Here is a 26,532-nt window from a genome sequence, read left to right as displayed (position 1 = left end):
CCTGGCGGCATGCGAGTTCTGCTGGTCGAGGACGATGACCGGCTGGCCGCCGCGCTGACGACGGCGCTCGCCCGGCACGGCCACCGGGTGACGCGGGCGGGTCTGGCCGTCGACGCCCTCCGCCTGGCGGGGGGCGTCGACTTCGTCCTGCTGGACCTGGGGCTGCCCGACATGGACGGCCTCGACGTGCTGCGCCGCCTGCGCCGGGTGTCGGCCGTGCCGCTGATCGTGGTGACCGCCCGCACCGAGGAGCGCGAGGTGCTGCGCGGCCTGCGCTCGGGGGCCGACGACTACCTGGTCAAGCCGTTCCGTACGGCGGAGCTGATGGCCCGCATGGAGGCGGTCGTGCGGCGCGGCACCCGCCCGCTGCCGCGCCGCGACGACGTGGTGCAGGTCGGCGACGTGCGCATCGACCTGGAGACCCGGCAGGTGACGGTGGCCGGGGAGGCGGTGACGCTGACCCGGCGGGAATTCGACGTGCTGGCGCTGCTGGCCAGGGAGCCCGGCGTGGTGCGCAGCCGGGAGGAGATCCTCGACGAGGTGTGGGGCGACCCGCTGCTGTCGGCGTCGCGGTCGCTGGACGTGCACGTGGCGGGGCTGCGCGCCAAGACGGGCCGGCCGGGGCTGGTGGAGACCCTGCGGGGCACGGGCTACCGGCTGGGCTCGGCCGGATGAACGCGCGGCTGGTGGTCACGTTCACCACGCTGATCGCGATCCTCATCGCGGCGCTGGCGGTGCCGCTCGGCTGGGCGTACGCCTCCCATCGGACGAACCGGCTGCTCCTCGACCGCCGCGCCGACGCCACCCGCTTCGCCGAGCTGGCCGACCAGGCGGCGCGCGAGGGCGACTACGCGGGCCTGGTGCAGGAGGTGCGCCGCTACGCCGACCTGTACGGCGCGGCGGTCCGCGTCCGCGACCGGGACGGCTCGGTCCGCTTCACCGCCGGCTCCTTCGCCGCCGACGACCGCGAGGCCACCCGCCTGGCGCTGTCCGGCCGCACCACCGAGGACCTGCCGATGACGACGCCGTTCGGGCCGGCGTACGCGCTGCTGGCCGAGCCCGCCGGGCGGGACGCGCAGCTCTCGGGCGTGGTGCTGCTCCAGGCCCCGGCGGGCCGCGCCCGGCTGGACGTGTCGCTGGTGTGGGGCGCGCTGGCGCTCGGCGCGCTGGCCGCGCTCGGGCTCGGCGCGCTGGTGGCCAGGCGGCTGGCCCGCTGGATCCTGCGCCCGGTCACCGAGCTGGACCGCACCACGCGGGCCATCGCCCGGGGCCGGCTGGACGCGCGGGCGCATCCGGGGGCCGGGCCGTCGGAGCTGCGGCGGCTGGAGGAGCGCTTCAACGCGATGGCCGACGCCGTGGCGGGGGCGATGGAGCGGCAGCGGGCCTTCGTCGCCGACGCCTCGCACGAGCTGCGCACCCCGCTCACCGTGCTGGGGCTGCGGCTGGAGAACCTGGAGCCGCATCTGAAGGCCGAGGGCTCGGCCGAGTACGCCGAGGCGATGGCCGAGCTGGACCGGCTGGCGCTGCTGGTGGAGGACCTGCTGACCCTCGCCAGGGTGGAGGCGGGAGCGGGCCTGGAGTCCCGGCCGGTCCCGCTGGGGCCGCGCCTCGCGGTCTGGCGCGAGGTGTACGCGGCCAAGGGGCTCGCCCTGGTGGCCCCCGAGCACGGCGAGGTGCCGGAGGCGGCGGCCAGGATCGCCGACATCGCGCTGGACAACGCACAGAAGTTCGTCCCCGAGGGCGGGACCGTGACCGTCACCCTGGCCGGCGGGGTGCTGCGGGTGGCCGACGACGGGCCGGGGCTGGGCGAGGAGGAGCGGGCCGAGGCGCTGGGGCGCTTCTGGCGGGCGGGCTCGCACGCGAACGTGCCGGGGAGCGGGCTCGGCCTGGCCATCGCCGCCGAGCTGGCCCGCGCCTGCGGCGGCGCCCTTCACCTCCTGCCCACCGTTCCTCACGGACTGACCGTGGAGCTCCGTCTCCCCTCGTGAGCTCCGTGTCGGATTCCGGGGCCGGTCCGCGCCGAGCTGGAGAGCCGGCGGACAGCGAAGACGCCGAGCGCCAGGTGCAGGACGCCGGCCACGGCGGCGGCCACGTGCAGGCCGGTCACGAACGCCGTCTTCGCCTCCTCGGCCGCCGCCGCCGCGAGGCCGGGAAGCCGGAGGGTCTCGCCGAGGGTGGGCGCCAGGTCCGGCCCCTGGAGGCGGAAGACCAGGGCGGCGAGCGAGCCGAGGAGCGCGATGCCGAGGGCGTTGCCCAGCTCGTTGCTGGTCTCCGCGATCGCGCCCGCCGAACCCGCTCGTGCCGGAGGGACGGCGCCGACGGCGGTGTCGGCGACGACGCTGAAGGAGATGCCGTAGCCGACACCCGCGACGACCGTGGAGGCGACGTACCAGCCCGTCCCGCCCGTGACGGCCGTGGGCAGCAGGAGCAGCAGACCGGCCGCGATGGAGAAGTGGCAGACCGCGAGGGCGGCGCGCTTCCCGACGCGGGCGACCACGAGAGGCGTGACGACGCAGCTGACGGTGAGGACCACGGCGCCGGGCAGCGCGAGCAGGGCCGCGCGCAGGACGGGCAGGCCGAGGACGGACTGCAGGTAGACGCCCGCCAGGTACGCGGTCGCCGACCAGGCCGCCAGCGGCAGCAGCCCGGTGATGATCGCCACCGTGAAGACCCGGTCGCGGAAGAGCGAGAAGTCCACCAGCGGGTGCCGGAGATTGCGCTGCCTGCGGGCGAACCACACCAGCAGCGCCAGCCCGGCGAGTCCCGGCACGACCGCGACGGCCGACGGGCCTTCGGCGGCGGCGTGCTTGAGCGCGTAGATGACGAGCAGGAGACCGGCCGCGGAGGTCACGACGCTGAGCACGTCGACGCGACCCGGACGAGTCGCCCGGACCTCGCGCAGCAGGATGGGCGCGAGGAGCAGGAACAGGGCGACGACGGGCAGGTTGATCAGGAAGACCGAGCCCCACCAGAACCGCTCCAGCAGGATGCCGCCGACGACCGGGCCGATGGCGAACCCGGCCGCGAACGCCGCCGCGAAGACGCCGATGGCCTGCGCCCGCCGCCGCGGGTCGGCGAACAGCTCGCTCAGCACCGCGAGGGCCGACGGCAGGAGCGTGGCGCCCGCCACCCCCATCAGCGCGCGGGCGACGATCAGCAGCTCGGGGCCGGGCGCGAACGCCGCTCCCGCCGAGCCGATCCCGAACGCCGTCGCGCCGATCATGAGCAGCTTCAGCCGGCCGTACCGGTCGCCGAGGTTGCCGAACGCGATCAGCAGGGAGCCGACGGCGAAGCCGTAGACGTCCAGGATCCACAGGGCCTGGTCGGCGGTCGGCGTGAGGTCCTGGCTGATCCGGGGCATCGCCAGGAAGAGGATGGACCCGTCCATGGAGACCAGCAGGACGGGCCCGAGGATCACCACAAGGCCGAGCCAGGCCCGCGGCCCCGGCGAGGTGTGCGTGTGCTGTCGAGACATGGCATCGACGGTCCGCCAGGAGGGGGCCCGGCAACCATCCCCCTGGCGTGGGTGCACTTGACAGGGACACCCTCCGGGGCGCCGCTCAGCCTACGATCGACGGCGTGGAGAGTTTCGGAGCGTTTCTGAAGAGCCGGCGTGACCAGGTGACGCCGGCCGCGATCGGTCTGCGCACCTTCGGGACCGCCCGCCGGGTCCCGGGTCTGCGGCGCGAGGAGCTCGCCCAGCTCGCGGGGGTGAGCGTCGGCTACTACACGCGCCTGGAGCAGGGGCACGCGGACACCGCCTCCGAGCAGGTGCTCGGCGCGCTGGCGCGGGTGCTGCGGCTCGACCCGGTCGAGACCGTGCACCTGCACAACCTCGCCCGGCAGCCCGCGCGGTCCGGCCTCTCGGAACCGCCGCCGGAGGAGCCGCACCCGCGGGTCCTCGCGCTCCTGCGCTCCCTGGCGGACGCGACGCCGGCGATCGTGCTCGGCCGCCGGGGCGACGTGCTCGCCTGGAACCGCGCCGGTCACGCGCTCGTCGCCGAGCACCTTCCCTTCGACGCGCCGTGGGAGCCGGCGGGCCGCCCGTCCGTCCCGCGGATGTTCTTCCTCGACCCGCTCACCCGCGACCTGCACCGCAACTGGGACGAGCTGGCCCGCGTCCACGTCGCCTACCTGCGGCTCACCGCCGGGCGGTTCCCCACGGACGCGCGCCTGGCGGAGCTGATCGGCGAGCTCACGATGCGCAGCGACGCGTTCGCGACGATGTGGGCGGCCGGCGAGGTCGCCGACTGCACCGTGGGGGCCATGCGCCTGCGGCACCCCACCGTCGGCGCCGTGAACGTCACCTACCAGGTCTGGCTCCAGCCCGAGAGCCCGGACCACCGGCTGGAGTTCTACACCCCGGACGACCCGGGCTCCGCCGACGCCCTGCGCCTCCTGGCCCACCAGAGCCGGGCCAGGCTGGACGCCGGCCTGGAGGCACCTCAGCCGTAGACCGACCGGTAGTACCGGATCGCGCCCGGGTGCAGCGGCACCACCCCGGTGCCGATGGCGTAGCGCGGGTCGAGCCGCCCGCCGGGCGCGGACGGCGCCTGGAGCCGGTCACGGGCCCTGAACACCGTCTCGACCACCGTGTACGCCACATCCTCCCCCAGCGAGGCCCGGCACATCAGGTAGCTGGGCGTCCCGACGGTGGCCACCGGCCCGGCCGCGCCGTACGCGCCGGCGGGGACGGTGCCATGCTCGTACACGGGGCCGAACTCCCGACGCAGCACCGTCACCATGGGGTCCAGCGGCACGAGCCGGATCCCGCCGGCCGCCTCAAGCGCGGGCGTCGGCACCCCGCCCGACCAGAAGAACGCCTCCACCTCCCCGGCCCGCAGCGCCGCGATGGACGCGTCCAGCTCCAGCCGGACCAGCTCGGCCGGGCGGGCGAGCCCGGCCGCGGCGAGCACCCGGGTGGCGGTCACCGCGGTGCCCGACCCCTCCGCCCCGATCGCGACCCTGCGCCCGGCGAGGCCGCCGACGGCGGCGATCCCGGACCCGGCGGGCACGACGAGGTGGACGTAGTTCATGTAGACGCGGCCGAGCGCCGCGACCGCCTGGTGGCGTACCCGGATCGCGTCGTCGGCGGTGTCGGCCAGCGCGAAGCCGACGTCGGCCCGCCCGTCGGCCATCATCGTCAGGTTCTGCACGCTGGCCGCCGTGGACAGCACCCGTACGCGGAGCCCGTCCCGCCGCAGCTCCCCGGCCAGGCGGTCGCCGAGCTGCCCGTACGCGCCGCCGGTCTGCCCCGTGACCAGCCGCAGCTCGGCCTCGGGCGGGCCGCCGCCCGAGCAGGCGGCCGCCGCCAGGGGCAACGCGAGCAGCGACCGGCGGGTAATGGACATGAACTCACGTTATCCGCCGGAGCAGAATGGACCTTGTGACCACCGCTCGCCTGCGCATCGCCCCAGAGCTGAGGATGTTCCTGCCCGTGAGCCGCCGCCAGGAGTGGCACGAGGTGACGCCGGACGGCACCTCCACCCTGGGCCATCACGTGGAGTCCACCGGCGTCCCGCTGACCGAGGTGGGCCAGCTCACCGTGGCCGGCCGCCCGGTGCCCTTCTCCTACCAGCTCGTGCCCGGGGACGTGGCGGAGGTCCCGCCCAAGCCCCGGCCCCAACGCCTGCCCGACGATCCCCGTTTCCTGCTGGACGTGCATCTCGGCACCCTGGCCCGCCGCCTGCGCCTGCTCGGCGTCGACGCCGCCTACCACAACGACATGGACGACCCCTCGCTCGTGGCGCAGGCCAACGCGGAGCGCCGGGTCCTGCTCACTCAGGACCGCGGCCTGCTGCGCCGCCGCGCGCTGTGGCTCGGCGCGTACGTCCGCGGCTCCGACCCCGCCGACCAGCTGCACGACCTCCTCGACCGTTTTGCGCCGCCCCTGCGCCCGTGGTCGCGCTGCACGGCCTGCAACGGCGAGCTGGACCCGGTCGACAAGCAGGAGATCTCCCGTCAGCTGGAGTCGGGCACCAGGCGCAGCTACGACGCCTACGGCCGCTGCCGCGACTGCGGCCAGGTCTACTGGCGCGGCGCGCACAGCGGCCGGCTGGAGGAGATCGTGCGCTCGGCCCTCGCCTGGACCGGCGGCTCGACACCGGGTTGACGCCTCCGGGTAGCCGGAGCTCCAGCGGCCTGATAAGGAAGGGCGGTGGAATTCCGCATCATGGGGCCGCTGGAGGTCCGGGACGCCGACGGCGCGGACCGCACCCCGGCCGTGCCCAAGCACCGGGATCTGCTGGCGATGTTCCTGCTCAACGCCGGCCGGCCGCTCACCGCCGAGCGGCTGCGGCGGCTGCTGTGGCCGCGCGAGGGCGGTGAGCGCTCCGACTCGCTGATCCGCGGCTACGTCGGGCAGCTCCGCAAGCTCATCGGCCAGGACACGATCGCGACCGTCTCCGGCGCGTACGTGCTGCACCTCGGCGACGGCCGGCTCGACGTGGACCGGTTCCGGCTGCTGGTGGGCGAGGGCGCGTACGAGGAGGCTCTGGGCCTGTGGCGCGGGGAGGCGCTGGAGGACCTGGACCCCGACGGCGTGCGGTGGGTGGAGACGCGGCGGCTGCGCGAGGAGTTGGAGGAGCTGCGGCTGCTGGCCCTGGAGCGGCGGGTCCAGGCCGACCTGGACGCCGGGCGGCACCGCGAGCTGCTGGCGGAGCTGCGTCAGCTCACCAAGCGGTATCCGCTGTGGCAGCGCTTCCGCGGCCAGTACATGCTGGCGCTCTACCGGAGCGGGCGGCGGGTGGACGCGCTGGCCGCGTACGCGGTGCTGCGCGACCGGCTCGACGGCGGGCACGCCATCGAGCCGGACCCCGAGCTGCAGCTCCTCTACCACCGCATGCTGCACGATGACGTGTCGCTGCACGTCTCGGCCGGCCCGCCGGTGCTGCTGCCGCCCGACGTGGCCGACTTCACGGGCCGCGAGGACCTGCTGGGCGAGGTGGTCGGCGGGCTGGTCGTGGTGCACGGGCAGGCGGGGGCGGGCAAGTCGGCGCTGGCGGTGCACGCGGCCTGGCGGGCCCGCGAGCGTTTCGGCGACGGCATCCTGTACGCCGACCTGCGCGAGACCACGACCCCGGCCGCCGTCCTGGAGGACTTCCTGCGCTGGCTCGGCTGCCCCGCGCAGGCCATCCCGGCCGGGCTGGAGCAGCGCGAGCGATTATTCCGCGCCTACACCGCCAACCGGCGGCTGCTCGTGCTGCTGGACAACGCCGTCGGCGAGGCGCAGGTCCGGCCGCTGCTCAGCGCCTGCCCGACGGTGGTGACCAGCCGTTCGCCGCTCGGCGGGCTGCCGGGCGCGCGGCGGCTCTCGGTGGGCGTCCTCGACGACGCGGCGGCGCTGGAGCTGCTGGCCAGGAGCTCGGGCCGGGCGGGCGACGACGGGCTGCGCGGCCTGGCCCGCTTCTGCGGCGGCCTGCCGATCGCGCTGCGCATCGCGGGCTCGCGCCTCGCGGCCCGCCCCGAGTGGACCGTCGGCTACCTGGTCCGCCTGCTGGAGGACGAGCACGAGCGGCTGGACCGGCTGCACGCCGGCGACCTGGCGGTGCGCAGCGTGTTCGCGATCGGGTTCGACGGGCTGCCGGAGGCGGCCAGGCGCACGCTGCGCGGCCTGGGCGCGCTGTCGGCCCCCGACTTCGCCGACTGGGTGACCGACCTGCTGGGCGGTCAGGCCGAGGCGCTGGTGGACGCGGGGCTGCTGGAGACGCACGGCGTGGACGTGGCGGGCCAGGTCCGCTACCGGCTGCACGACCTGACCCGGCTGTTCGCCCGTGAGCAGCCGGCGCCCGAGGTGCTGCCGCGGCTCGCGGAGGTGGTGCTGGAGCGGGTCCGCGCCTCCCGCTTCCAGCTGGTGTCCGGCGACCCCGCGACGACCGTGGCGACCCGCGACATCCGCGAGTCGGTGGAGTGGCTGGCGGCCGAACGTGGCTTCCTGGTGAGCCTGGTGGCCGACCTGCACGCGGCCGGCCTCGACGAGCCGTGCTGGCGGCTCGCGCACCTGCTGGCGCCCTACCTGGAGCGGCAGCGCTTCCTGGACGACTGGCGGGCCGTCACCTCGCTCGCGCTGGTGTCGGCGCGACGCTCCGGCGACGGCGAGGGGCTCGTCCTGCTGGACCTGGGCGATCTGCACCTGGCCGAGCGGGACTGGGCGCGGGCCGAGGAACGGCTGCTCGCGGCGCTGGCCAAGCTGGCCGGACAGCCCAGGGAGAGCGCCCGCGCCACCCGCAGGCTCGGCCGGGTGCACCTGGAGCTGGGCCGGCTGGAGGAGGCCGAGCGCACGCTGCTGGCCTGCCTTTCACGGGCGGAGAACCAGCGCGACGCCGCCGACGCCGAGCAGGCCCTCGGCATGGTGCTGCGCCGAGCGGGACGCCTGGACGAGGCCGCCGACCGGCTGACCGCCGCCGTGGACCGGCTGGCCGCGCTGGGCGACCGGCACCGGCAGGCCGACACGCTGCTGGAGCTCGCGGCTGCCCGCCTGGCGCAGGGGCGCAAGCCGGACGCCCGCGCCGCCGCCGAGCAGGCGAGAAGCCTCGCGGTACGCCTCGGCGACCGGCTGCTCGACGCCCACGCCCTGCTGGCCCTCGCCCGGGTGGGCCGGGCGGAGGGCGCGGCCGGGCGGGCCGGCGAACTCGCGAGGGCGGCGCTGGAGATCTTCGACAGGACGGGCGAGCGCCGGGGCGCCGCGAACGCCCGCAGCCTGCTCGCCCTCCTGGGCTCCTCCGCGTAAGCGGCTTAGACCGCCAGCAGCCTGCGTACGTCGTCGCGCCGCAGCTCCTCGGCGTCCCCGGTGCGGACGACGTGCCCGGCGTCGAGGATGACGAACCGGTCGGCGAGCCGCAGCGCGATGTCCAGATACTGCTCGACGAGCAGCACCGCCAGCCCGGCGGCGTGCAGCCGCTCGATGGCCGCCTCGATCTCCAGGATGATCGACGGCTGGATGCCCTCGGTCGGCTCGTCCAGGATGAGCATCCGGGGGCGGGTGACCAGGGCGCGGGCCATCGCGAGCTGCTGCTGCTGGCCGCCGGACAGGTGCCCGGCGCTCCGCCTGAGCATGGGCTTGAGCGCCGGGAACAGGTCCAGGGCCTCGTCCACGGCCTCCTTCGGCTGCTTGGCGGCCTCGACGGTGACCAGCAGGTTGCCGAGCACCGAGAGCTGGGGGAAGCACTGGTGGCCCTGCGGGACGTACCCCATGCCGAGCCTGACCCGCTCGTGCGGCTTCAGCCTGGTCACGTCGCGGCCGTCGAAGGCGACCGTGCCGGCCGTGGCGGGCAGCACGCCCATGACGGTGTTGAGCAGGGTCGTCTTGCCGACGCCATTGCGGCCCATCACGCAGACGAGCCGGCCGGGCTCCACCTCCAGCGACACTCCGAACAGCACGCGCGCCCGTCCGTACCCCGACTCAAGTCCGTTCACCGACAGCAGCATCGCTCGGCCTCCTCCCGAGATAGACCTCCTGCACCCGCGGGTCGGCGCTGACCTGCTCCACCGACCCCTCCACGAGCACCTTGCCCTCGTGCAGCACGGTCACGGTGGACGCGTGCCGCCGCAGGAACTCCATGTCGTGCTCGACCACGATCACCGTGTGGTCCGCGGCGATCTCGGTGAGCAGCCGGCCGGTGCGCTCGCGTTCGTCGCCGGACATGCCGGCCACCGGTTCGTCCAGCAGCAGCAGCCTCGGCCGCTGCGCCAGCAGCATCCCGATCTCCAGCCACTGGCGCTGGCCGTGCGAGAGAACGCCCGCTGAACGTTCGGCGAGCTCTTCGAGCCCGGTCCTGGCCAGGGCCTCGGCGACGGCCTCGGAGACGCCGCGGCGCCGCCGGGCGAGCGACCAGAGCGGGCTGCGGAAGCCGGCCGCCAGGTCGAGGTTCTCGAGGACGGTCAGCTCCTCGAACACCACCGACGTCTGGAACGTCCGGCCGACGCCGAGCCGGACGATCTGGTGCTCCTTGCGGCCCACCAGGTCGTGGCCGGCGAAGCGCACGCTGCCCGCGACCGGCCGGGTCAGCCCGGTGATCACGTCGATCAGCGTGGTCTTGCCCGCGCCGTTCGGCCCGATGAGGAAGCGCAGCTCGCCCTCGGGGACCGTCAGGTCCACGCCGTCGAGCGCCCGGTAGCCGTCGAACTCCACCCGCACGTCACGCAGTTCGAGCACGGCGCACCCTCCCGAGAAGCCCGGCGATCCCCTTGGGCGCCAGGGTCATGACCAGGATGAACAGCGCGCCCTGCAGGTAGAGCCAGCCGTCGGCGAACTGCTCGCTGAAGGCGGTCTTGGCGTAGCCCATGACGACCGCGCCCAGCACGGCCCCCGCCAGGGCGTGCCGCCCGCCGACCGCCACCGCGACCACCAGCTCCAGCGACGGCACGACGCCGAGCAGCGCCGGCGAGATGATGCCGACGACCGGCACGAACAGCGCGCCCGCCAGCCCGGCCATGCCGGCCGAGATCGCGAAGGTGACGGTCTTGACGAGGGCCGGGTCGTAGCCGAGGAAACGCACCCGGTCCTCGCCGTCGCGCACCGCCACCAGCAGCCGGCCGAAGCGGCTGTTCACGAGCTGCCGGGTGGCCAGGTAGAGGACGCCGAGCACGCCCGCGGTCACCAGGTAGAGCCCGCGCTGCGTGGAGTCCTCGGCGAGGTCCTGGCCGAACAGCTCGAAGAAGTTCGTCATGCCGTTGGTGCCGCCGGTCAGCCCCTGCTGACCGACCAGCAGGATGACCAGGGCGGCGGCCAGCGCCTGGGTGAGGATCGCGAAGTACGCCCCGCGCACCCGCTGCCGGAACACCAGCGTGCCGAGGACCGCCGCGAGCGCCATCGGCCCGAGCACGGCCATCGCGAGCGCGAGGACCGGGCTGGCGAACGGCGCCCACAACGCCGGCAGCTCCTCCACGCCGCTCCACACCATGAAGTCCGGCAGCCCGCCGGGGCCGGCCTCGGTGAGCTTGAGGTACATCGCCATCGCGTAGCCGCCGAGCCCGAAGAAGACGCCCTGCCCGAGGGTGAGCATGCCGCCCTTGCCCCACGCCAGCCCGATGCCGAGCGCGACGATCGCGTAGCACAGGTACTTCGCCAGCAGGCCCAGCCGGAACGGCTCCAGCAGCAGCGGCGCGGCGACCAGCGCCACCACGGCGACGGCGGCGAACGGCAGGTTGCGCCGGATCAGCTCCCTCATGTGAGCACCCGCGATCTGAGGACGAACATCCCCTGCGGGCGCACCTGGAGGAACGCGATGATCACGGCGAACACGATCACCTTCGCCAGCGAGGCGTCCGACCAGAACTCGGCGTAGGAGTTGAGCAGGCCGAGCCCGGCCGCCGCGAGCACCGCCCCGCGCAGCTGCCCGAGCCCGCCCGCGACCACCACGAGGAAGGCGTCCACGATGTAGTACGTGCCGAGCCCCGGCCCGACCGGCCCGATGAGGGTGAGCGCCACCCCAGCCACGCCGGCCAGCCCGGAGCCGACGAAGAAGGTCAGCATGTCCACCCGCCCGGTGTCGATCCCGCTGGTCGCGGCGAGCCGCCGGTTCTGCACCACCGCCTGCGTACGCCGCCCGAGCGCGGTGCGGTTGAGGTAGACCCAGACCGCGACCACGCCGGCGACGGCCAGCGCCATGATGAACAGCCGGTTGTAGGGCAGGATGCCGACGCCCCCGGCCAGCCAGGAGGGGGCGGGCACCTGCACGTTGGGCGCGCCGAACAGGTCGCGGGCGAGCTGCTGCAGCACCAGGCTGACGCCCCAGGTGAGCAGCAGCGTGTCCAGCGGGCGGCCGTAGAAGTGGCGGACGGCCGCGCGTTCCAGGACCAGCCCCATGGCCCCGGCGACGAGGAACGCCGCCGGGAGCGCGAGCACGAGGTCGCCGATGAGGAACGCGGTGTACGCGCCCGCCATGATGAACTCCCCGTGCGCCATGTTGATCACGCCCATCTGGCCGAACGTGAACGTCAGCCCGAGCGCCACGAGCAGCAGCACCGCCCCGATGGACAGCCCGATGGGAAGCTGGTTGACGAAGGCCGTCATCAGGAGGCCGCCAGCCCGGCCGCCCAGGGGTAGGCCTTCAGGTAGGGGTCGGGCTTGATCGGCTCGCCGGAGTCCCACACCTGCTTGATCAGCCCGTCGGGCTGGATGATGCCGATGCGGGCGGTCTTGTACAGGTGCTGGTTCTCGCCGTCGATGGTGACCTTGCCCTCGGGGCGGTCCAGCGAGATGCCGGGCGCGGCCTTCTTCACCGCCTCGACCTCGGTGGTGCCGGCCTTCTTGACGGCCTCGGCCCAGAGGTAGACGGCGTTGTAGCCGGCCTCCATCGGGTCGGAGGTGACCTTGTTCGCGCCGTACTTGGCCTTGTACGCCTTGACGAACGCCTCGTTGGCCGGGGTCTCGGTGGTCTGGTAGTAGTTCCAGGCGACCGGGTGGCCGGCGATGTTGTCCACGCCGATGCCGGTGACCTCCTCCTCGGCGACGCTGACCGACAGCACGGGCATCGCCTCGGCGGTGACGCCGGCGCTCTTGAGCTGCTTGAAGAAGGCGACGTTGCTGTCGCCGTTGAGGGTGTTGAACACCGCGTCCGGCTTGGCCTGGACGACCTTGTTGACGAGGGTCGAGTATTCGGTGTGGCCGAGCGGGGTGTACTCCTCGCCGAGGACCTCCATGCCGTTGGCGGCCGCGTACGCCTTGATGATCTTGTTGGCGGTGCGCGGGAAGACGTAGTCGCTGCCGACCAGGAAGACCTTCTTCTTGCCCTGCTCCTTCAGGTAGTCGAGGCCGGGGATGATCTGCTGGTTGGTGGTGGCGCCGGTGTAGAAGATGTACGGCGAGCTCTCCAGGCCCTCGTACTGCACCGGATACCACAGCAGCGCCTTGTACCGCTCGAAGACCGGGAGCATGGCCTTGCGGCTGGCGGAGGTCCAGCCGCCGAAGACGGTGGCGACCTTGTCCTGCCTGATGAGCTTGGTGGCCTTCTCGGCGAAGGTCGGCCAGTCGGAGGCGCCGTCCTCGGCCACGGGGACGAGCTTCTTGCCGAGCACCCCGCCCGCCCGGTTGATCTCGTCGATGGCCAGCAGCTCGGCGTCGCGTACGGTGACCTCGCTGATCGCCATCGTGCCGCTGAGCGAGTGGAGGAGGCCGACCTTGATCTCCTGGGCCTCGGCGGCCGGCTGGGCGTTGGATCCGCAGGCCGCTAAGGCCAGGACGAGGGCTCCTGAGACAATCGGGCGGGAGATGCGCACGGCGGTTCCTTCCTGCCGACCGGTTCTGCGAGAAAGGTGACCCCGGCGCGTTTCGCGCGCGGATCCCGGGCGTTAATACGCCTTTGCCGGATCTTCACAAGCGCACATAACCCGTCATGTGCGCCTTCTCCGCAGCGCGAAACAGACCCGACATCCCCCGGCAACGGCGGCGAAACCCCCGGTTCCTATGGTCCGGCCATGCGGCTTACCTCACACGAGCAGGAACGGCTGCTCATCCACGTCGCCGCCGGGGTGGCGCGCGAGCGGCAGGCCAGGGGCCTGCGGCTCAACCACCCCGAGGCCACCGCCGTCATCGCCTCGTTCCTCATGGAGGGCGCCAGGGACGGGCGCACCGTGGCCGAGCTCATGGAGGCCGGCCGCGCGGTGCTGAGCCGGGCCGACGTCATGGAGGGCGTGCCGGAGATGCTGGAACGCGTGCAGATCGAGGCCACGTTCCCCGACGGCACCAAGCTCGTGACCGTGCACAGGCCGATCCCGTGATCCCCGGCGAGTACGCGCACCCCGAGGGCTCCCACCCGCTCAACCCCGGGCGCGAACGGGTGACGCTGCGCGTGGTCAACACGGCAGACCGGCCGGTCCAGGTGGGCTCCCACTACCACTTCGCGGCCGTCAACCCGGGGCTGGAGTTCGACAGGAAGGCGGCGTGGGGGATGCGGCTGGACGTGCCCGCGGGCACCGCGATCAGGTTCGAGCCGGGCGTCGAGCGCGACGTCACGCTCGTGCCGCTGGCCGGCGGCCGGATCGTCCCCGGCCTGCGTCCCGAGTGGGCGGGGCCGCTCGATGGCTGACCTCTCACGGGCCCGCTACGCCGCGCTCTACGGCCCCACCACCGGCGACCGGATCCGGCTGGCCGACACCGACCTGTTCATCGAGGTCACCGAGGACCTGTCGATGGGCCCGGCGGGCGCCGGCGACGAGGCCGTGTTCGGCGGCGGCAAGGTCATCCGCGAGTCCATGGGGCAGTCGCGCGCCACCCGCGCCGAGGGCGCCATGGACCTCGTCATCACCGGCGCGGTCATCCTCGACCACTGGGGCGTGATCAAGGCCGACGTCGGCATCCGCGACGGCCGCGTCCACGGCCTCGGCAAGGCCGGCAACCCCGACACCATGGACGGCGTGGACCTCGTCATCGGCCCGTCCACCGAGATCCTGTCCGGCAACGGCAAGATCCTCACCGCCGGCGCCGTCGACTCGCACGTCCACCTGATCTGCCCGCAGCTCCTCGACGAGGCCATCGGATCGGGCGTCACCACGATCGTCGGCGGCGGCACCGGACCCGTGGACGGCACCAAGGCCACCACCGTGACCGGCACCTGGTATCTCGGCCGCATGCTGGAGTCGCTCGACTCCTACCCGCTGAACTTCGCGCTGCTCGGCAAGGGCAACACCGTCAGCGCCGAGGGCCTGCTGGAGCAGCTGCGGGCCGGCGCCTCCGGCTTCAAGCTGCACGAGGACTGGGGCACCACCCCGGCCGCCATCGACGCCTGCCTGCGGGTGGCCGACGCGACCGGCGTACAGGTGACGATCCACACCGACACCCTGAACGAGGCCGGGTTCGTCGAGTCGACCCTCGCCGCCATCGGCGACCGGATGATCCACGCCTACCACACCGAGGGCGCGGGCGGCGGCCACGCCCCCGACATCATCCGCGTCGCCGCCTACCCCAACGTGCTGCCCTCCTCCACCAACCCCACCCGGCCGCACACCGTCAACACGCTCGACGAGCACCTCGACATGCTGATGGTCTGCCACCACCTCAACCCGTCGATCCCCGAGGACCTCGCCTTCGCCGAGTCGCGCATCCGGCCCACGACGATGGCCGCCGAGGACGTGCTGCACGACATGGGCGCGATCTCGATGATCGGCTCCGACTCGCAGGCCATGGGCCGCATCGGCGAGACGATCATCCGCACCTGGCAGACCGCGCACGTCATGAAGACCCGCCGCGGCCGGCTCGGCGACGGCCCCGCGGACAACCTGCGGGCCCGCCGCTACGTCGCCAAATACACCATCTGCCCGGCCGTCGCCCACGGCCTCGACGGCGAGGTCGGCTCCGTCGAACGCGGCAAGCTCGCCGACCTCGTCCTGTGGGACCCGGCGTTCTTCGGCGTCAAGCCGGACCTCGTGCTCAAGGGCGGCGTGGTCGCCTGGGCGCAGATGGGCGACGCCAACGCCTCCATCCCGACGCCGCAGCCGGTGCTGCCGCGGCCCATGTTCGGCGCCTCACCGGTCACCGCCGCGGCCACCTCGCTGCACTTCGTGGCGCCGATGGCGCTGGAGTCGGGGCTCGCCGACCGGCTCGCCGTGCGGCGGCGGCTCGCTCCGGCCGCCGACGTACGCCGGCGCGGCAAGTCCGCCATGCCGCTCAACGACGCCCTGCCGAGGATCGAGGTGGCGGCCGACACGTTCGAGGTGCGGGTCGACGGCGAGCTCATCGAGCCCGCCCCGGCCGTCAGCCTGCCCATGGCCCAGCGTTACTTCCTGTTCTGATGACCTCATGCTGAGTCCAGGTCTGCTGCTGCTCGCCGACTCCCGCCTGCCGGCCGGCGGCCACGCGCACTCCGGCGGCGCCGAGCGGGCGATCGCGTCGGGGGCGGTGCACGACGTGCCGTCCCTGGAGCGGTTCCTGCGGGGCCGCCTGCACACGGCGGGCGCGCTGGCCGCCGCCCTCGCCGCCGCCGCGCACGCCGCCGCCGCCGTGGCCGAGCGTCCCGGGTGGGAGCTGCTGGACGAGGAGGCCGACGCCCGCACCGCCTCCCCCGCCCAGCGGGCGGCGTCCCGTACGCAGGGCCGCCTGCTGCTGCGGGTCGCCCGCCGGGTGTGGCCGGCCGAGGCTCTGGAGGAGCTGGCGCGGCGGACGCCGAGCCCGCACCACCCGGTCGCGCTCGGCGTGGCCGCGTACGCCGCCGGAGCCACGGCCGGGGAGGCGGCGCTCGCGGCGGCGTACCACGCGGTCAGCGGCCCGGCCACGGCGGCGGTCCGGCTGCTCGGCCTGGACCCGGTCGCCGTGCACGCCCTGCTCGCCGCCCTCGGCCCCGACCTCGCGGCGGTGGCCGGACGGGCGCACCCGCCCGGCTCATGGGCGGAGCTGCCCGCGTGCTCGGCCCCGGCCCTGGACCTGCTCGCCGAGCAGCACGCCAGGGCCGAGGTCCGGCTGTTCGTCTCCTAGGAAGGACCCTTCACATGGGCGCTCGACACGACGACCACCACCACGCTCCCGACGGCCACGGCCGGGCGCTGCGCCTCGGCGTGGGCGGCCCCGTGGGCAGCGGCAAGACGGCCCTGGTGGCCGCGCTGTGCCGGACGCTCGGGCCCGTCATGTCCCTGGGCGTGGTGACCAACGACATCTACACCACCGAGGACGCCGACTTCCTGCGCCGCGCGGGCGTGCTCGACCCCGAGCGCATCCTCGCCGTCGAGACCGGCTGCTGCCCGCACACCGCCATCCGCGACGACATCGCGGCCAACCTCGACGCCGTCGAGACGCTGGAGGACCGGTTCGGGCCGCTCGACCTGGTCATCGTGGAGAGCGGCGGCGACAACCTCACGGCCACGTTCAGCCGCGGGCTCGCCGACCGGCAGATCTTCGTCCTCGACGTGTCGGGCGGCGACAAGGTACCGCGCAAGGGCGGGCCCGGCGTCACCACCGCCGACCTGCTGGTGATCAACAAGACGGACCTGGCGCCGATGGTGGGCGCCGACCTCGGCGTGATGGACCGCGACGCGGCCGCCGTACGCGGCGAGCGCCCGGTCCTGTTCACCTCGATCCGCGAGCAGCCGTCGGCGGGCGCGGTCGCGAGCTGGGTCAGCGACCAGGTGACCACCTGGTCCCACGCGCACGCGGCCCCCGCGTCCTGATGCGTGGGGCCGGGATGCGGGCGGCCGCGGCCGTGGGGACGGCGCTCGGCCCCGGCGGGCGGACCGTGCTGCGGCGGCTGGCCTCGGCGCCGCCGTTGACGCTGCGCCAGACCGGCCCGCACACCGTGCACCTGGTCTCGACGGCGGCCGGTCCGCTCGGCGGTGACCGCCTGTGGCTGGACCTGGACGTCGCTCCCCGTACGACGCTGGAGCTGGCGTCGGTGGCCGGCACGCTGGTCCTGCCCGGCACCGGAGAGTCGGAGCTGCTGGTCACCGCCCGGGTCGGCGCGGGCGCGCGGCTCCGCTTCGTCCCCGAGCCGACGGTGCTCGCCGCGGGCTGCGCGCACCGGCTGATCGTCCGCCTGGAGCTGGAGCCGGAGGCGAGCGTGCTGTGGCGCGAGGAGATCGTGCTCGGCCGGCACGGCGAGCGGCCCGGCCGCTGCCGCACCCGCTTCGACGCGACCCTCGCCGGCCGCCCGCTGCTGCGGCAGGAGCTCACGCTCGGCGATCCCGGCCTCGACGCCTCCCCGGCGGTGCTCGGCGGGGCGCGCTGCCTCGGCACCACGTTCCTCACCGCCACCGCGAAGGAGCCCCTGGTGTCCGACGGGCTCGCGGTGCTGCCGCTGGCGGCGTCCGGCACGGTGGTCTCGGCCCTCGCCACGGACGCGGTGGAGCTGCGCGCCCGCCTGGAACGCGGGGAGCGCGCGGTGTCCGGAGATGGTGACGACACTGTCGCAGGCCGTGGCGGTGGCGCGCGGCCCGGCATACCCTGATCGTGTGGCCGAAGACCTGCAGCTCGTCCGCCGCCCCGGCCGCGGCTATCCGCTGGCCGTGACCGTCGTCGCGGCGCTCCTGGTGTTCTGTGCGATCCTGCCCTGGGCCGGCGTCGAGGCCAGGATCGGCGTGCTCGGCGCCGGGGTGTCGGGCGACGTGCGCGGCATCGACGACGGGCTCGGCGTCTATGCCCTGCTGGCCGGGCTGGCGGCGCTCGCCTGCGGGCTCGCCGGGCTGCTGGCGCATCCGCGCCTCGCCGCCCTGGCCGTGCTGCCCGGCGGGCTGGCCGTGGCCGCCACCCTGATGTTCCAGCTGCAGGGGGGCGGCGTGCGGGACCGGATCTCGGTGGACCTCGGCCTGCTGTCGGTCACGCCGGTGATCAGGGCCGGCTGGTTCGCCACGCTGGCCTGCGCGCTCGCGCTCGTCGTGCTCGGGGTCCTCGCGCTGGTCAGGAGGGCCAGGCCCGCAGGCCGGTCGTAGCCGGTCAGTCGTAGAAGCCGAGGCGGCGCAGCTGCTTGGGGTCGCGCTGCCAGTCCTTGGCCACGCTGATGCGCAGGTCGAGGTAGACGCGGGTGCCGAGCAGCGCCTCGATCTGCTTGCGGGCCTTGGTGCCCACCTCGCGCAGCCGCTCGCCCTTGTGCCCGATGACGATGGCCTTCTGCGAGGGCCGTTCGACGAACATGTGGGCGTAGATGTCGAGCAGGTCGTCACGCCCCTCGCGGGGCAGCATCTCGTCGACGACCACGGCGATGGAGTGGGGCAGCTCGTCGCGTACGCCCTCCAGCGCGGCCTCTCTGATCAGCTCGCCGACCAGCACCTGCTCGGGCTCGTCGGTGAGGGTGCCGTCCTCGTAGAGCGGCGGCGACTCCGGCAGGTGCTTGATCAGCACGTCGCCGACGACGTCGAGCTGCTCGCCGGACTGCGCCGAGACCGGCACCACGTCGGCGAACTCCGCGATCTGCGACACCGCGAGCAGCTGCTCGGCGATCTGGTCGCGCGAGGCCAGGTCGCACTTGGTGACCACGGCCACCACCGGCGTCTTCTTCACCGCCGACAGCTTGTCGGCGATGAACCGGTCACCCTTGCCGATCGGCTCGTTGGCCGGCACGCAGAAGCCGATCACGTCCACCTCGGTCAGCGTGGACAGCACCAGGCTGTCCAGTCGCTCGCCGAGCAGCGTGCGCGGGCGGTGCAGGCCGGGGGTGTCCACGATGACGAGCTGGGCGTCGGGACGGTGCACGATGCCCCTGATGGCGCGCCTGGTGGTCTGCGGCTTGGAGGAGGTGATCGCCACCTTGGAGCCGACCAGGGCGTTCATCAGCGTGGACTTGCCGACGTTCGGCCTGCCCACGAAGCAGGCGAATCCGGCGCGATGGCTGTCTGGCGAGGTCACCTCTGCATTCTGTCCTATCGGCGGGCGTGTTCACGCCACCAGGCGAACGCCTCGGGCGCCGCCAGCGGCATCCAGGCGGTGGTGTCGAGGCCGGCCAGCTCCTGCTCCCTCACCCACCGGCACTCGTTGATCTCGTCGCCGTCGGGCTCGGGGTCGCCGGAGACGATCACGCAGGCGTAGCCAGCGATGACGTAGCCGACCTGGTGGCCGTTGGGGTAGCGGACGCGGAACTCCGGGCCGCCGTAGACGCCGACCAGGCCGTGTACCTCGATCTCGATGCCGAGCTCCTCGCGCAGCTCGCGCGCCACGGCGTCCTGGGGGCGCTCGTCGGGGTCGACGCCGCCGCCGGGCGCCGCCCACAGGCCCACGTCGCCGTGCCTGGCCACCAGCAGCCGCCCCGTCCCGTCGAAGACGAACCCGGTCACCGAGGGCAGCATGAGCAGGTCGCCGCCCACCTTCTCGCGCAGCCTGGCGAGGAACGGGGACATCGGCACGTCAGCTCCGCAGCGTGCCGTCGGGGCCGGCCACGAGCAGTGACGGCACGCCCAGCTCGGCGGCCACGGCCCGGTCGGCGTCGCCCGGCTCGCCCTCGGTCACCACCGCGACCGCCTCCAGGGACCGCGCGCCGCTGGAGATGGCCATGGCCACCGCGACCTGCACGGCCGAGAGCGAGAGCGCGGCCAGCTTGACGTCGGTCGCCGAGTAGGTGCGCCCGGTCTCGTCGCGCACCGCGGCGCCCTCGGCCGAGCCGTTGCGCGCCCGCGCGGCCCGCGCCAAGGTAATGATCTTGCTGTCTTCAGGGTCGAGAGTCACGCGCTCTAGATTAGGCGCCCCGGATCAGGTGCCGGCCATCGCCATGGCCGCCTCGACCACCTGCCTGGTGCGTGCCGGGTCCACGTCGTTCATGCCCGTGTGCACCACCGACACGAGCGTGTCGTCCACGCGGGAGAAGACCACGTCCAGCGCGTACGGATACCCGTGCAGCCGCCCCTGCAGCCGCGCGCCGACGGCGTCGTCCCCGGCGGCCTCCGGCGGCAGCTCGCTCAGCCACAGGTCGGTCCCCGACGAGGTGCGCACCACCTGGCACTCCCTGCGGGCCCTGTCCAGCTCGTCGAGGTGCGCCCCGGCCTCCCCGCCGGCGTACCGGGCCAGGCCCACCCCGGCCTGCTCCCCCAGTCCGTCGCCCTGGTAGCTGACCGCCGCCTGGGCGGTGAGCGCCTGGCCGGGCGCGTGCCCGGCGGCCGGCTCCAGCAGCGCGCGGCAACTGCGCTGCGCCGGGCCGAACGGCATCCGCCACGCCTGGTCGGGCCGGGCCGTGAAGCCGTCGGGCAGGCTCGGCTCCTTGCTGAGCGCCTCACGCAGCTGCGCCATGGCGCGCGGGTCGATGAAGCTCTCCCCGCCTCCGCCGCCGCAGCCCGCCAGCGCGCCCGTGAGCACTCCGGCGAGCGCCCAGGCGAGCAGGGCCGTGGCGGCGGTCCTCCGTCTTCGTCTCATGATTCCCCCAGCGCGGAAAATGCCCTGGGCGCTCACCAGGGGATCTCGGCGACACGCAAAAAGGGTGTCCTCATCCGGTATGCCGGACAAGAACACCCTTTACGCCGATCAGCGCCTCAGCCGGCCGCCCGGCCGGGACGCTGTCGTCCCCCCTGGAGTCGTCCTCCCGCCGCGAACCCCACCCGGCGTTCGGACGCCTCCCCCTTGACACCCACCGCACTGGATGTCGTGATTCACAGAGTGCCCGACGGTGCTTGCAGAAAACTTGTAGATCGCTTGCGAGCGGCCTTCCCGCCTACTCCTGCCCCGCGTTCGCCGGGACCGACTCCTCGTCCTCCTCGGGAGAGGCCACGCGGCGTACGACGACGGTGCTGATGCGGTTGCGCCGGCCGGCCAGCGTCTCGGCGGTCAGCGACAGCCCGGCCACCTCCGCGTGGGAGCCCGCGATGGGCACCCGGCCGAGCGCGTGGGCCAGCAGGCCGCCTACGGTCTCCACGTCGTCGACCTCGATCTCGGTGTCGAACAGCTCGGCCAGCTCGTCGACGGGCATCCGGGCGGTGACCCGCAGGGCGCCGTCGGGGACCCGCTCGACCCGGGGGGCCTCCTGGTCGTACTCGTCGGTGATCTCGCCGACGATCTCCTCCAGGACGTCCTCGATGGTGACCAGGCCGGCGGTGCCGCCGTACTCGTCGATGACGATGGCGATGTGGATCTGCCGGGCCTGCATCTCGCGCATGAGCTGGTCGATGGGCTTGCTCTCCGGCACGTACGCGGCCGGCCGCATGATCGTCTCGACCGGCTCCTTGCCGCCGCCCTCGCCCGACTCGTGGATCTTGCGGGCGATGTCCTTGAGATAGGCGATGCCGACGACGTCGTCCTCGTTCTCGCCGGCGACCGGGATGCGGGAGAAGCCGCTGCGCAGCGCCAGCGACAGCGCCTGGCTGATCGTCTTGCCGCGCTCGATGTAGACCATGTCGGTGCGCGGCACCATGACCTCGCGCACCAGCGTGTCGCCCAGCTCGAACACCGAGTGGATCATCTCGCGCTCGTCCGGCTCGATCACCCGGCGCTCCTCGGCCAGGTCGACCAGGTCACGCAGCTCGGCCTCCGAGGTGAACGGGCCGTCGCGGAACCCCTTGCCGGGCGTGAGCGCGTTGCCGAGCAGGATGAGCAGCTTGGGCAGCGGGCCGAAGATGCGGGTGAGCCCGTAGACGACCGGCGCACTGGCCAGCGCGACCGGCTCGGCGTGCTGGCGGCCCAGCGTGCGGGGCATGACCCCGACCACCACGTAGCTGATCACGATCATCACGACCGCGGCCCAGACGTACGCCCAGCCCTGGTCCTCCATGACGTCGATGAACAGCAGCGTGGCGATGACCGTGGCCACCAGCTCGCAGCTCAGCCGGAGCAGCAGCAGCAGGTTGAGATAGCGCGGCGGGTCGGTCACGATGGCCTGCAGCCGCCGCGCCCCCCGCCGGCCGTCGCGGACGAACTCCTCGGCCCGCACGCGGGAGATGCGCGTCAGCGCGGTCTCCGCACTGGCGATCAGGCCACCGATGATGACGAGCGCGACGGCCAGGAGCAACCAGGGCACGTTCACCGCGAGTCGCGCACCTCCTGCCACGACTCCAGGAGCTGCGCCTGGAGCCCGAACATCTCCTTGTGCTCCTCCGGCTCGGCGTGGTCGTAGCCGAGCAGGTGGAGGATGCCGTGCGTGCACAGCAGCTCGAGCTCGTCGGCGGTGGCGTGGCCGGCCTCCTGGGCCTGCCGGGCGGCCACCTGCGGGCAGAGCACGACGTCGCCGAGGAGCGCCGGGTCGGCCGGGCTCTCGGAGTCGCCGCGCGCGCCGCCGCCGGGACGCAGCTCGTCCATCGGGAAGGCGAGCACGTCGGTGGGGCCGGGCTCGCCCATCCACTTCTCGTGCAGCTCGGCCATGGCGTTCTCGTCGATCACGACGATGGACAGCTCGGCGAGCGGGTTGATGCCCATCTCGCCGAGCACGTGCGTCGCCAGCGCGACCAGGCTCTCCTCGTCGACGCCTACGCCGGACTCGTTGTTGATCTCGATGCTCATGGCCGGCGCTTCCCCCGCTGCTGGATGGCCTTGGGCTCCTGGGCCGCCTGCGAGGCGTCGTAGCGCCCGTAGGCGTCGACGATCTCGCTCACCAGCTTGTGGCGGACGACGTCGGCGCTGGACAGGCGGGCGAAGTGGATGTCGGGGATCCCGTCGAGGATCTCCTGGACCACCCGCAGCCCGCTGACCGTGCCCGAGGGCAGGTCGACCTGTGTGACGTCACCGGTCACCACGATCTTGGAGTTGAACCCCAGCCGGGTGAGGAACATCTTCATCTGCTCGGCCGAGGAGTTTTGTGCCTCGTCGAGGATGATGAAGGCGTCGTTGAGCGTCCTGCCGCGCATGTAGGCGAGCGGCGCGACCTCGATCGTCCCTGCGGCCATCAGCTTGGGGATGGAGTCGGGGTCGACCATGTCGTGCAGCGCGTCGTAGAGCGGGCGCAGGTAGGGGTCGATCTTCTCGTAGAGCGTGCCGGGCAGGAAGCCGAGCCGCTCGCCGGCCTCGACCGCCGGGCGGGTCAGGATGATGCGGTTGACCCGCTTCTCCTGCAGCGCCCGGACCGCCTTGGCCATGGCCAGGTAGGTCTTGCCGGTGCCGGCGGGACCGATGCCGAAGACGACCGTGTGCTTGTCGATCGCGTCGACGTAGCGCTTCTGGTTGACGGTCTTGGGCCTGATCGTGCGGCCGCGCGAGGACAGGATGTCGAGCGACAGCACCTCGGCGGGACGGTCGGACGTCATGCGGAGCATGGCGATGCTGCGCTCGACCGCGTCGGGGGTGAGCTCGCCGCCGCTGCGCAGCACCTCGACGAGCTCCTCGAACAGGCGCACGACGACGCCGCTCTCGTCCGGGCTGCCGGTGACGGTGATCTCGTTGCCCCGTACGTGGATGTCGGCCTTGAAAGCGCCCTCGATGACGCGAAGCAGCTCATCACGGGAGCCGAGGAGGCTGACCATCGGGTATTCGTCCGGAATCAGCACCTTGGCTTGAGTGCGCGAGGGAGGTGCCGTGCGTCGGGATTCGTGTAGTTCGGACATGGGCAGGCCAGTGGCCTGATGCCTCCCGGTCTCTTGCGGAGTTCTTCTCCGCCCATCGTATCCGGGGCCAGGCGGTTTGCTCGCGTCAATATCACCGCACCGGCCCCTCTCGACACCACAACAGGTCTAATCGGGCGGCTCTAACCGGGCGGCCAGGTGAGGTCGCGGCCGCCCAGGACATGGGCGTGCGTGTGGAAGACGGTCTGCCCGGCGGCGGGTCCGGTGTTGAAGACGACGCGGTAGCCGCTCTCGGCCACCTGGTCGAGCACGGCCACGGCGTGCGCGGCCTTCAGCACCTCGTCGGCCAGGCCGTCGTCGGCCTCGGCGAGCGCCGCCGCGTCCGCGTGGTGCTCCTTGGGGATCACCAGGACGTGGGTCGGCGCCTTGGGGTCGATGTCGCGGAACGCCAGTGTCCTGCCGGTTTCGTAGACGATCTCGGCGGGAATCTCCTTGGCGACGATTTTGCAGAAGAGGCAGTCCTTCACAGCAGCACCATACCGACCCGCCTCCCGCCCGCCGGTCCGTTGCGAATCGGTAATCGGCGGTGTCGTGCGCGGGAAGATCAACGCGGTTAGGGTGGGTGTGCGACACTTCAACAAAAAAGACGATTCAGGGTCGGGCGAGCGCCACCTGGCGAGGACACGACTGGGTAATGCACCCTAAGGAACCGGGGAAACCTCAAGAACCGGAAGAGCGTAAACCCACTGGGAAGGCCGCGCGTCCCACTGATGTGACCACCGAAACCCTTCTGGCCGACAGGTCGATGGGGGCGGTGCCGGTCGAGTGGGATGCCGACATGGCCGTTACCGCGCTCTACAGCGCGCACTTTCGGTCGTTGGTGCGTCTCGCTGTGTTGCTGGTGCGCGACATCGCGACCGCCGAGGAGGTTGTGCAGGACGCGTTCGTCGCCATTCACGGCGCCTGGCGCAGGCTGCGCGACCCCGACAAAGCACTCGCCTACCTCCGTCAGTCCGTCGTCAACCGCTCGCGTTCGGTGCTGCGCCACCGCGCCGTCGTCGAGAAATACGCGCCCAAGGGCCTGCCCGACGCGCCGAGCGCCGAGAACGGCGCGATCGGCGAGCTGGAACGGTCCGCCGTCATCGAGGCGTTACGAGCCCTCCCGACCCGGCAGAGAGAAGCACTGGTTCTGCGGTATTACGGTGATCTGTCCGAAGCTGAGATCGCTCACGCGATGGGCATCAGCAAGGGCGCGGTCAAGAGCCACACCGCCCGTGGCATGGCCGCGTTGCGATCCGTCCTGGAGAAAATGTCATGACCCTTCGCCCCGACGAGCACGGCGACCTCCTGCGCCGTGCGCTCCGCGCGGAGGCGGACGCGGTCGTGCCCTCGCCGGACGGTCTGGAGATCATCCGTGCCAGGATCGAGCGGCGCGGCGTGCGCAACCTCTTCTGGTGGCGGGCCGGCGCGGCCGCGGCCAGCGCCGTCCTGGTGGCCGGCACGATCGTCATGGTGGTGCCCGAGCTGCGGTCCAAGGTGATCAACGAGAGCCCGATCACGGTGGTCGATCAGGAGACCACGGGCAGGGTGCCGTCCAACTCCTCCACCACCCGCTCCCATCAGCCGCCCCCGCCTCCGCCCAGCCAGGACAACCCGGTCGTCGTGCCGCCGGAGCCCACCACCGAGTCGCCGAGCAAGCCGCCCAGGACCGCCGGGTCCACGAGCCGGCCGTCGCCGACCCCGCGTACGGAGACCACCACCACCTGCCCGCCCGTGGCCGCGACCCCGGGCGACGACTGCCCGGCCACGTCGGCGTCGCCGGCGCCCACGGAGGCCGACCCCGCCGCTCAGCCCTCGACGTGCCCCACCGAGCAGTGCCCGGCCGACAGCATCAGCGAGAGCCCCGCCGAGATCGCCACCCCGCTCATCGCGACCGGCGGCGGCACCACCCCTTGACACCACGTGTCGACCGGCGGCTCACCACCGGCCCGTGCGCGTGAGCAGCACGGCCGCCGCCGCCACCCCCGCCGTGGACGTGCGCAGCACCGTCGGCCCGAGCAGCACCGGCGCCGCCCCCGCGGCCTTGAACCGGTCGAGCTCCTCGTCCGAGACGCCGCCCTCCGGCCCGACGACCACCACGATGTCGCCCTCGGCCGGCAGCGTCACCTTCGACAGCGGCTCGGCCGCCTCCTCGTGCAGCACCAGCCCGAGCGCCGCCCCGGACAGCAGCTCCGCCACCCGCGCGGTGGTGGCCGGCTCGCTCAGCTCGGGCAGGTGGAAGCGGCGGGACTGCTTGCCCGCCTCGCGCGCGGTCGCACGCCAGCGGCCGAGGCCCTTGGCGACCTTGTCGCCCTTCCACTGGGCGATGCTGCGCGAGGCCGACCAGGGGACGATGACGTCCACCCCGGCCTCGGTCATCATCTCGACGGCCAGCTCGCCCCGGTCGCCCTTGGGCAGCCCCTGGACCACGGTCAGCCGCGGTCGCGGGGCCGGCACCTCGTAGCGGCGCAGCACGTCCAGGCCGAGCGCGTCCTTGGACGCCTCGCGCACCACGCACTCGGCGACCCGGCCGGCCCCGTCGGTGAGATCGACCCGCTCGCCGGCCCGCAGACGGCGCACGGAGGCGGCGTGGCGCCCCTCGGGGCCGTCGAGCGTCAGCTCCGGACCGTCGCCCAGCTCGGGGGCGATGAACACCGGAACGCTCAC

30 protein-coding genes are annotated in these 26,532 nt (G+C 73.4%); 14 read left to right on the top strand and 16 right to left on the bottom strand.

Features of this window, described 5'->3' with window-relative positions; genetic code table 11:
- Window positions 1–9 precede the first annotated feature (9 nt).
- Window positions 10–675, top strand: a complete 666-nt coding sequence (locus AC27IY_RS23535; RefSeq protein ID WP_344204838.1) for a response regulator transcription factor — start codon at window positions 10–12, stop codon at window positions 673–675.
- The gene (locus AC27IY_RS23530; protein WP_423445188.1) at window positions 672–1,988 is read left to right on the top strand and encodes a sensor histidine kinase; all 1,317 of its coding nucleotides are present in this window, start codon (window positions 672–674) and stop codon (window positions 1,986–1,988) included. The genes AC27IY_RS23535 and AC27IY_RS23530 overlap by 4 nt, the downstream gene beginning before the upstream one ends.
- Here the strand turns inward: AC27IY_RS23530 and AC27IY_RS23525 are convergent.
- A complete protein-coding gene (locus AC27IY_RS23525; protein WP_487179175.1) occupies window positions 1,952–3,475 on the bottom strand; it encodes an MFS transporter in 1,524 nt (507 codons plus the stop codon). The genes AC27IY_RS23530 and AC27IY_RS23525 overlap by 37 nt on opposite strands.
- A gap of 104 nt (window positions 3,476–3,579) precedes the next feature.
- Here AC27IY_RS23525 and AC27IY_RS23520 point away from each other — a divergent pair, with 104 nt between their 5' ends.
- Entirely contained in the window at window positions 3,580–4,455 is an 876-nt protein-coding gene (locus AC27IY_RS23520; protein WP_487179174.1) for a helix-turn-helix domain-containing protein, read from the top strand.
- Here AC27IY_RS23520 and AC27IY_RS23515 read toward each other — a convergent pair.
- Window positions 4,446–5,351: a TAXI family TRAP transporter solute-binding subunit gene (locus AC27IY_RS23515; RefSeq protein WP_487179173.1), complete on the bottom strand. Its 906-nt coding sequence runs from the start codon at window positions 5,349–5,351 to the stop codon at window positions 4,446–4,448. The genes AC27IY_RS23520 and AC27IY_RS23515 overlap by 10 nt on opposite strands.
- Before the next feature lie 35 nt (window positions 5,352–5,386).
- Between AC27IY_RS23515 and AC27IY_RS23510 the strand changes: the two genes are divergently transcribed.
- A complete protein-coding gene (locus tag AC27IY_RS23510; protein WP_487179172.1) occupies window positions 5,387–6,112 on the top strand; it encodes a Mut7-C RNAse domain-containing protein in 726 nt (241 codons plus the stop codon).
- A 45-nt stretch (window positions 6,113–6,157) separates the two neighbouring features.
- A complete protein-coding gene (locus AC27IY_RS23505) occupies window positions 6,158–8,728 on the top strand; it encodes an AfsR/SARP family transcriptional regulator (RefSeq protein ID WP_487179171.1) in 2,571 nt (856 codons plus the stop codon).
- Between the two features lie 5 nt (window positions 8,729–8,733).
- Here the strand turns inward: AC27IY_RS23505 and urtE are convergent, their stop codons facing one another.
- From urtE to urtA, 5 genes are read right to left on the bottom strand one after another with little or no spacing between them, the layout of a single operon-like run.
- Window positions 8,734–9,426: an urea ABC transporter ATP-binding subunit UrtE gene (gene urtE, locus AC27IY_RS23500; protein WP_487179170.1), complete on the bottom strand. Its 693-nt coding sequence runs from the start codon at window positions 9,424–9,426 to the stop codon at window positions 8,734–8,736.
- Entirely contained in the window at window positions 9,401–10,153 is a 753-nt protein-coding gene (gene urtD / locus AC27IY_RS23495) for an urea ABC transporter ATP-binding protein UrtD (protein ID WP_364451203.1), read from the bottom strand. Before urtD ends, urtE begins: the two co-directional genes overlap by 26 nt.
- The gene (gene urtC / locus AC27IY_RS23490; protein WP_423445194.1) at window positions 10,137–11,168 is read right to left on the bottom strand and encodes an urea ABC transporter permease subunit UrtC; all 1,032 of its coding nucleotides are present in this window, start codon (window positions 11,166–11,168) and stop codon (window positions 10,137–10,139) included. Before urtC ends, urtD begins: the two co-directional genes overlap by 17 nt.
- Window positions 11,165–12,013, bottom strand: a complete 849-nt coding sequence (gene urtB / locus AC27IY_RS23485; protein ID WP_329582820.1) for an urea ABC transporter permease subunit UrtB — start codon at window positions 12,011–12,013, stop codon at window positions 11,165–11,167. Before urtB ends, urtC begins: the two co-directional genes overlap by 4 nt.
- Window positions 12,013–13,218: an urea ABC transporter substrate-binding protein gene (urtA, locus tag AC27IY_RS23480; RefSeq protein WP_487179169.1), complete on the bottom strand. Its 1,206-nt coding sequence runs from the start codon at window positions 13,216–13,218 to the stop codon at window positions 12,013–12,015. Before urtA ends, urtB begins: the two co-directional genes overlap by 1 nt.
- Before the next feature lie 198 nt (window positions 13,219–13,416).
- Between urtA and AC27IY_RS23475 the strand changes: the two genes are divergently transcribed.
- The 7 genes from AC27IY_RS23475 to AC27IY_RS23445 are packed head-to-tail and all read left to right on the top strand — an operon-like array spanning window position 13,417 to window position 18,351.
- A complete protein-coding gene (locus tag AC27IY_RS23475; protein ID WP_329582825.1) occupies window positions 13,417–13,719 on the top strand; it encodes an urease subunit gamma in 303 nt (100 codons plus the stop codon).
- Window positions 13,716–14,027 (top strand): urease subunit beta, encoded by a 312-nt coding sequence (locus AC27IY_RS23470; protein WP_350781098.1) that lies wholly within the window; start codon window positions 13,716–13,718, stop codon window positions 14,025–14,027. Before AC27IY_RS23475 ends, AC27IY_RS23470 begins: the two co-directional genes overlap by 4 nt.
- Window positions 14,020–15,729 carry an urease subunit alpha gene (locus AC27IY_RS23465; protein WP_344204852.1) on the top strand — a complete coding sequence of 570 codons (1,710 nt, stop codon included), beginning with the start codon at window positions 14,020–14,022 and terminating at the stop codon, window positions 15,727–15,729. The genes AC27IY_RS23470 and AC27IY_RS23465 overlap by 8 nt, the downstream gene beginning before the upstream one ends.
- 7 nt (window positions 15,730–15,736) lie before the next feature.
- Complete coding sequence (locus tag AC27IY_RS23460) at window positions 15,737–16,408, top strand: urease accessory protein UreF (RefSeq protein WP_487179168.1); 672 nt, start codon at window positions 15,737–15,739, stop codon at window positions 16,406–16,408.
- Window positions 16,409–16,422: 14 nt separating this feature from the next.
- Window positions 16,423–17,097, top strand: a complete 675-nt coding sequence (ureG, locus tag AC27IY_RS23455) for an urease accessory protein UreG (protein WP_344204854.1) — start codon at window positions 16,423–16,425, stop codon at window positions 17,095–17,097.
- A gap of 14 nt (window positions 17,098–17,111) precedes the next feature.
- Entirely contained in the window at window positions 17,112–17,870 is a 759-nt protein-coding gene (locus tag AC27IY_RS23450) for an urease accessory protein UreD (protein ID WP_364451184.1), read from the top strand.
- Window positions 17,871–17,874: 4 nt separating this feature from the next.
- Complete coding sequence (locus tag AC27IY_RS23445; protein ID WP_423473310.1) at window positions 17,875–18,351, top strand: hypothetical protein; 477 nt, start codon at window positions 17,875–17,877, stop codon at window positions 18,349–18,351.
- 4 nt (window positions 18,352–18,355) lie between these two features.
- Here AC27IY_RS23445 and era read toward each other — a convergent pair whose 3' ends face one another.
- The 8 genes from era to AC27IY_RS23405 all read right to left on the bottom strand — a co-directional run bounded on the left by era (window position 18,356) and on the right by AC27IY_RS23405 (window position 24,353).
- Entirely contained in the window at window positions 18,356–19,264 is a 909-nt protein-coding gene (era, locus tag AC27IY_RS23440; RefSeq protein WP_329582843.1) for a GTPase Era, read from the bottom strand.
- Between the two features lie 14 nt (window positions 19,265–19,278).
- Window positions 19,279–19,752 carry an NUDIX domain-containing protein gene (locus tag AC27IY_RS23435; protein ID WP_487179202.1) on the bottom strand — a complete coding sequence of 158 codons (474 nt, stop codon included), beginning with the start codon at window positions 19,750–19,752 and terminating at the stop codon, window positions 19,279–19,281.
- 7 nt (window positions 19,753–19,759) lie between these two features.
- The gene (locus AC27IY_RS23430) at window positions 19,760–20,077 is read right to left on the bottom strand and encodes a cytidine deaminase (RefSeq protein WP_449943192.1); all 318 of its coding nucleotides are present in this window, start codon (window positions 20,075–20,077) and stop codon (window positions 19,760–19,762) included.
- 24 nt (window positions 20,078–20,101) lie between these two features.
- Entirely contained in the window at window positions 20,102–20,758 is a 657-nt protein-coding gene (locus AC27IY_RS23425; RefSeq protein ID WP_423445212.1) for a hypothetical protein, read from the bottom strand.
- Between the two features lie 295 nt (window positions 20,759–21,053).
- On the bottom strand, window positions 21,054–22,358 hold the full coding sequence (locus tag AC27IY_RS23420) for a hemolysin family protein (RefSeq protein WP_329582853.1): 1,305 nt from the start codon (window positions 22,356–22,358) through the stop codon (window positions 21,054–21,056).
- Complete coding sequence (gene ybeY / locus AC27IY_RS23415) at window positions 22,355–22,831, bottom strand: rRNA maturation RNase YbeY (RefSeq protein ID WP_344204861.1); 477 nt, start codon at window positions 22,829–22,831, stop codon at window positions 22,355–22,357. The genes AC27IY_RS23420 and ybeY overlap by 4 nt, the downstream gene beginning before the upstream one ends.
- Window positions 22,828–23,868 carry a PhoH family protein gene (locus tag AC27IY_RS23410; protein ID WP_344204862.1) on the bottom strand — a complete coding sequence of 347 codons (1,041 nt, stop codon included), beginning with the start codon at window positions 23,866–23,868 and terminating at the stop codon, window positions 22,828–22,830. Before AC27IY_RS23410 ends, ybeY begins: the two co-directional genes overlap by 4 nt.
- A gap of 140 nt (window positions 23,869–24,008) precedes the next feature.
- A complete protein-coding gene (locus tag AC27IY_RS23405) occupies window positions 24,009–24,353 on the bottom strand; it encodes a histidine triad nucleotide-binding protein (protein ID WP_367791338.1) in 345 nt (114 codons plus the stop codon).
- A gap of 278 nt (window positions 24,354–24,631) precedes the next feature.
- On the opposite strand from AC27IY_RS23405, the gene AC27IY_RS23400 reads away from it, so the two are divergent.
- Window positions 24,632–25,144: a SigE family RNA polymerase sigma factor gene (locus tag AC27IY_RS23400; protein ID WP_033408433.1), complete on the top strand. Its 513-nt coding sequence runs from the start codon at window positions 24,632–24,634 to the stop codon at window positions 25,142–25,144.
- Window positions 25,141–25,782, top strand: coding sequence for a hypothetical protein (locus AC27IY_RS23395; protein ID WP_487179167.1), 642 nt, complete (start codon window positions 25,141–25,143; stop codon window positions 25,780–25,782). Before AC27IY_RS23400 ends, AC27IY_RS23395 begins: the two co-directional genes overlap by 4 nt.
- A 21-nt stretch (window positions 25,783–25,803) precedes the next feature.
- Here AC27IY_RS23395 and AC27IY_RS23390 read toward each other — a convergent pair whose 3' ends face one another.
- On the bottom strand, window positions 25,804–26,532 hold the full coding sequence (locus tag AC27IY_RS23390) for a 16S rRNA (uracil(1498)-N(3))-methyltransferase (RefSeq protein WP_487179166.1): 729 nt from the start codon (window positions 26,530–26,532) through the stop codon (window positions 25,804–25,806).

The sequence above is a fragment of the Nonomuraea sp. B208 genome (assembly GCF_057536035.1).
This window is presented reverse-complemented; position numbering and strand designations above follow the sequence as displayed.

Bases quoted from the DNA above. Each gene is read 5' to 3' on its own strand.
- AC27IY_RS23460 (WP_487179168.1), top strand. From the start codon at position 15,737: ATGCTGAGTCCAGGTCTGCTGCTGCTCGCCGACTCCCGCCTGCCGGCC.
- urtE (WP_487179170.1), bottom strand. From the start codon at position 9,426: ATGCTGCTGTCGGTGAACGGACTTGAGTCGGGGTACGGACGGGCGCGC.
- AC27IY_RS23435 (WP_487179202.1), bottom strand. From the start codon at position 19,752: ATGTCCCCGTTCCTCGCCAGGCTGCGCGAGAAGGTGGGCGGCGACCTG.
- AC27IY_RS23530 (WP_423445188.1), top strand. From the start codon at position 672: ATGAACGCGCGGCTGGTGGTCACGTTCACCACGCTGATCGCGATCCTC.
- urtC (WP_423445194.1), bottom strand. From the start codon at position 11,168: ATGAGGGAGCTGATCCGGCGCAACCTGCCGTTCGCCGCCGTCGCCGTG.
- AC27IY_RS23515 (WP_487179173.1), bottom strand. From the start codon at position 5,351: ATGTCCATTACCCGCCGGTCGCTGCTCGCGTTGCCCCTGGCGGCGGCC.
- AC27IY_RS23535 (WP_344204838.1), top strand. From the start codon at position 10: ATGCGAGTTCTGCTGGTCGAGGACGATGACCGGCTGGCCGCCGCGCTG.
- AC27IY_RS23395 (WP_487179167.1), top strand. From the start codon at position 25,141: ATGACCCTTCGCCCCGACGAGCACGGCGACCTCCTGCGCCGTGCGCTC.
- AC27IY_RS23465 (WP_344204852.1), top strand. From the start codon at position 14,020: ATGGCTGACCTCTCACGGGCCCGCTACGCCGCGCTCTACGGCCCCACC.
- AC27IY_RS23475 (WP_329582825.1), top strand. From the start codon at position 13,417: ATGCGGCTTACCTCACACGAGCAGGAACGGCTGCTCATCCACGTCGCC.
- ybeY (WP_344204861.1), bottom strand. From the start codon at position 22,831: ATGAGCATCGAGATCAACAACGAGTCCGGCGTAGGCGTCGACGAGGAG.
- AC27IY_RS23410 (WP_344204862.1), bottom strand. From the start codon at position 23,868: ATGTCCGAACTACACGAATCCCGACGCACGGCACCTCCCTCGCGCACT.
- AC27IY_RS23450 (WP_364451184.1), top strand. From the start codon at position 17,112: ATGCGGGCGGCCGCGGCCGTGGGGACGGCGCTCGGCCCCGGCGGGCGG.
- AC27IY_RS23425 (WP_423445212.1), bottom strand. From the start codon at position 20,758: ATGAGACGAAGACGGAGGACCGCCGCCACGGCCCTGCTCGCCTGGGCG.
- urtB (WP_329582820.1), bottom strand. From the start codon at position 12,013: ATGACGGCCTTCGTCAACCAGCTTCCCATCGGGCTGTCCATCGGGGCG.
- AC27IY_RS23525 (WP_487179175.1), bottom strand. From the start codon at position 3,475: ATGTCTCGACAGCACACGCACACCTCGCCGGGGCCGCGGGCCTGGCTC.
- AC27IY_RS23400 (WP_033408433.1), top strand. From the start codon at position 24,632: ATGGGGGCGGTGCCGGTCGAGTGGGATGCCGACATGGCCGTTACCGCG.
- ureG (WP_344204854.1), top strand. From the start codon at position 16,423: ATGGGCGCTCGACACGACGACCACCACCACGCTCCCGACGGCCACGGC.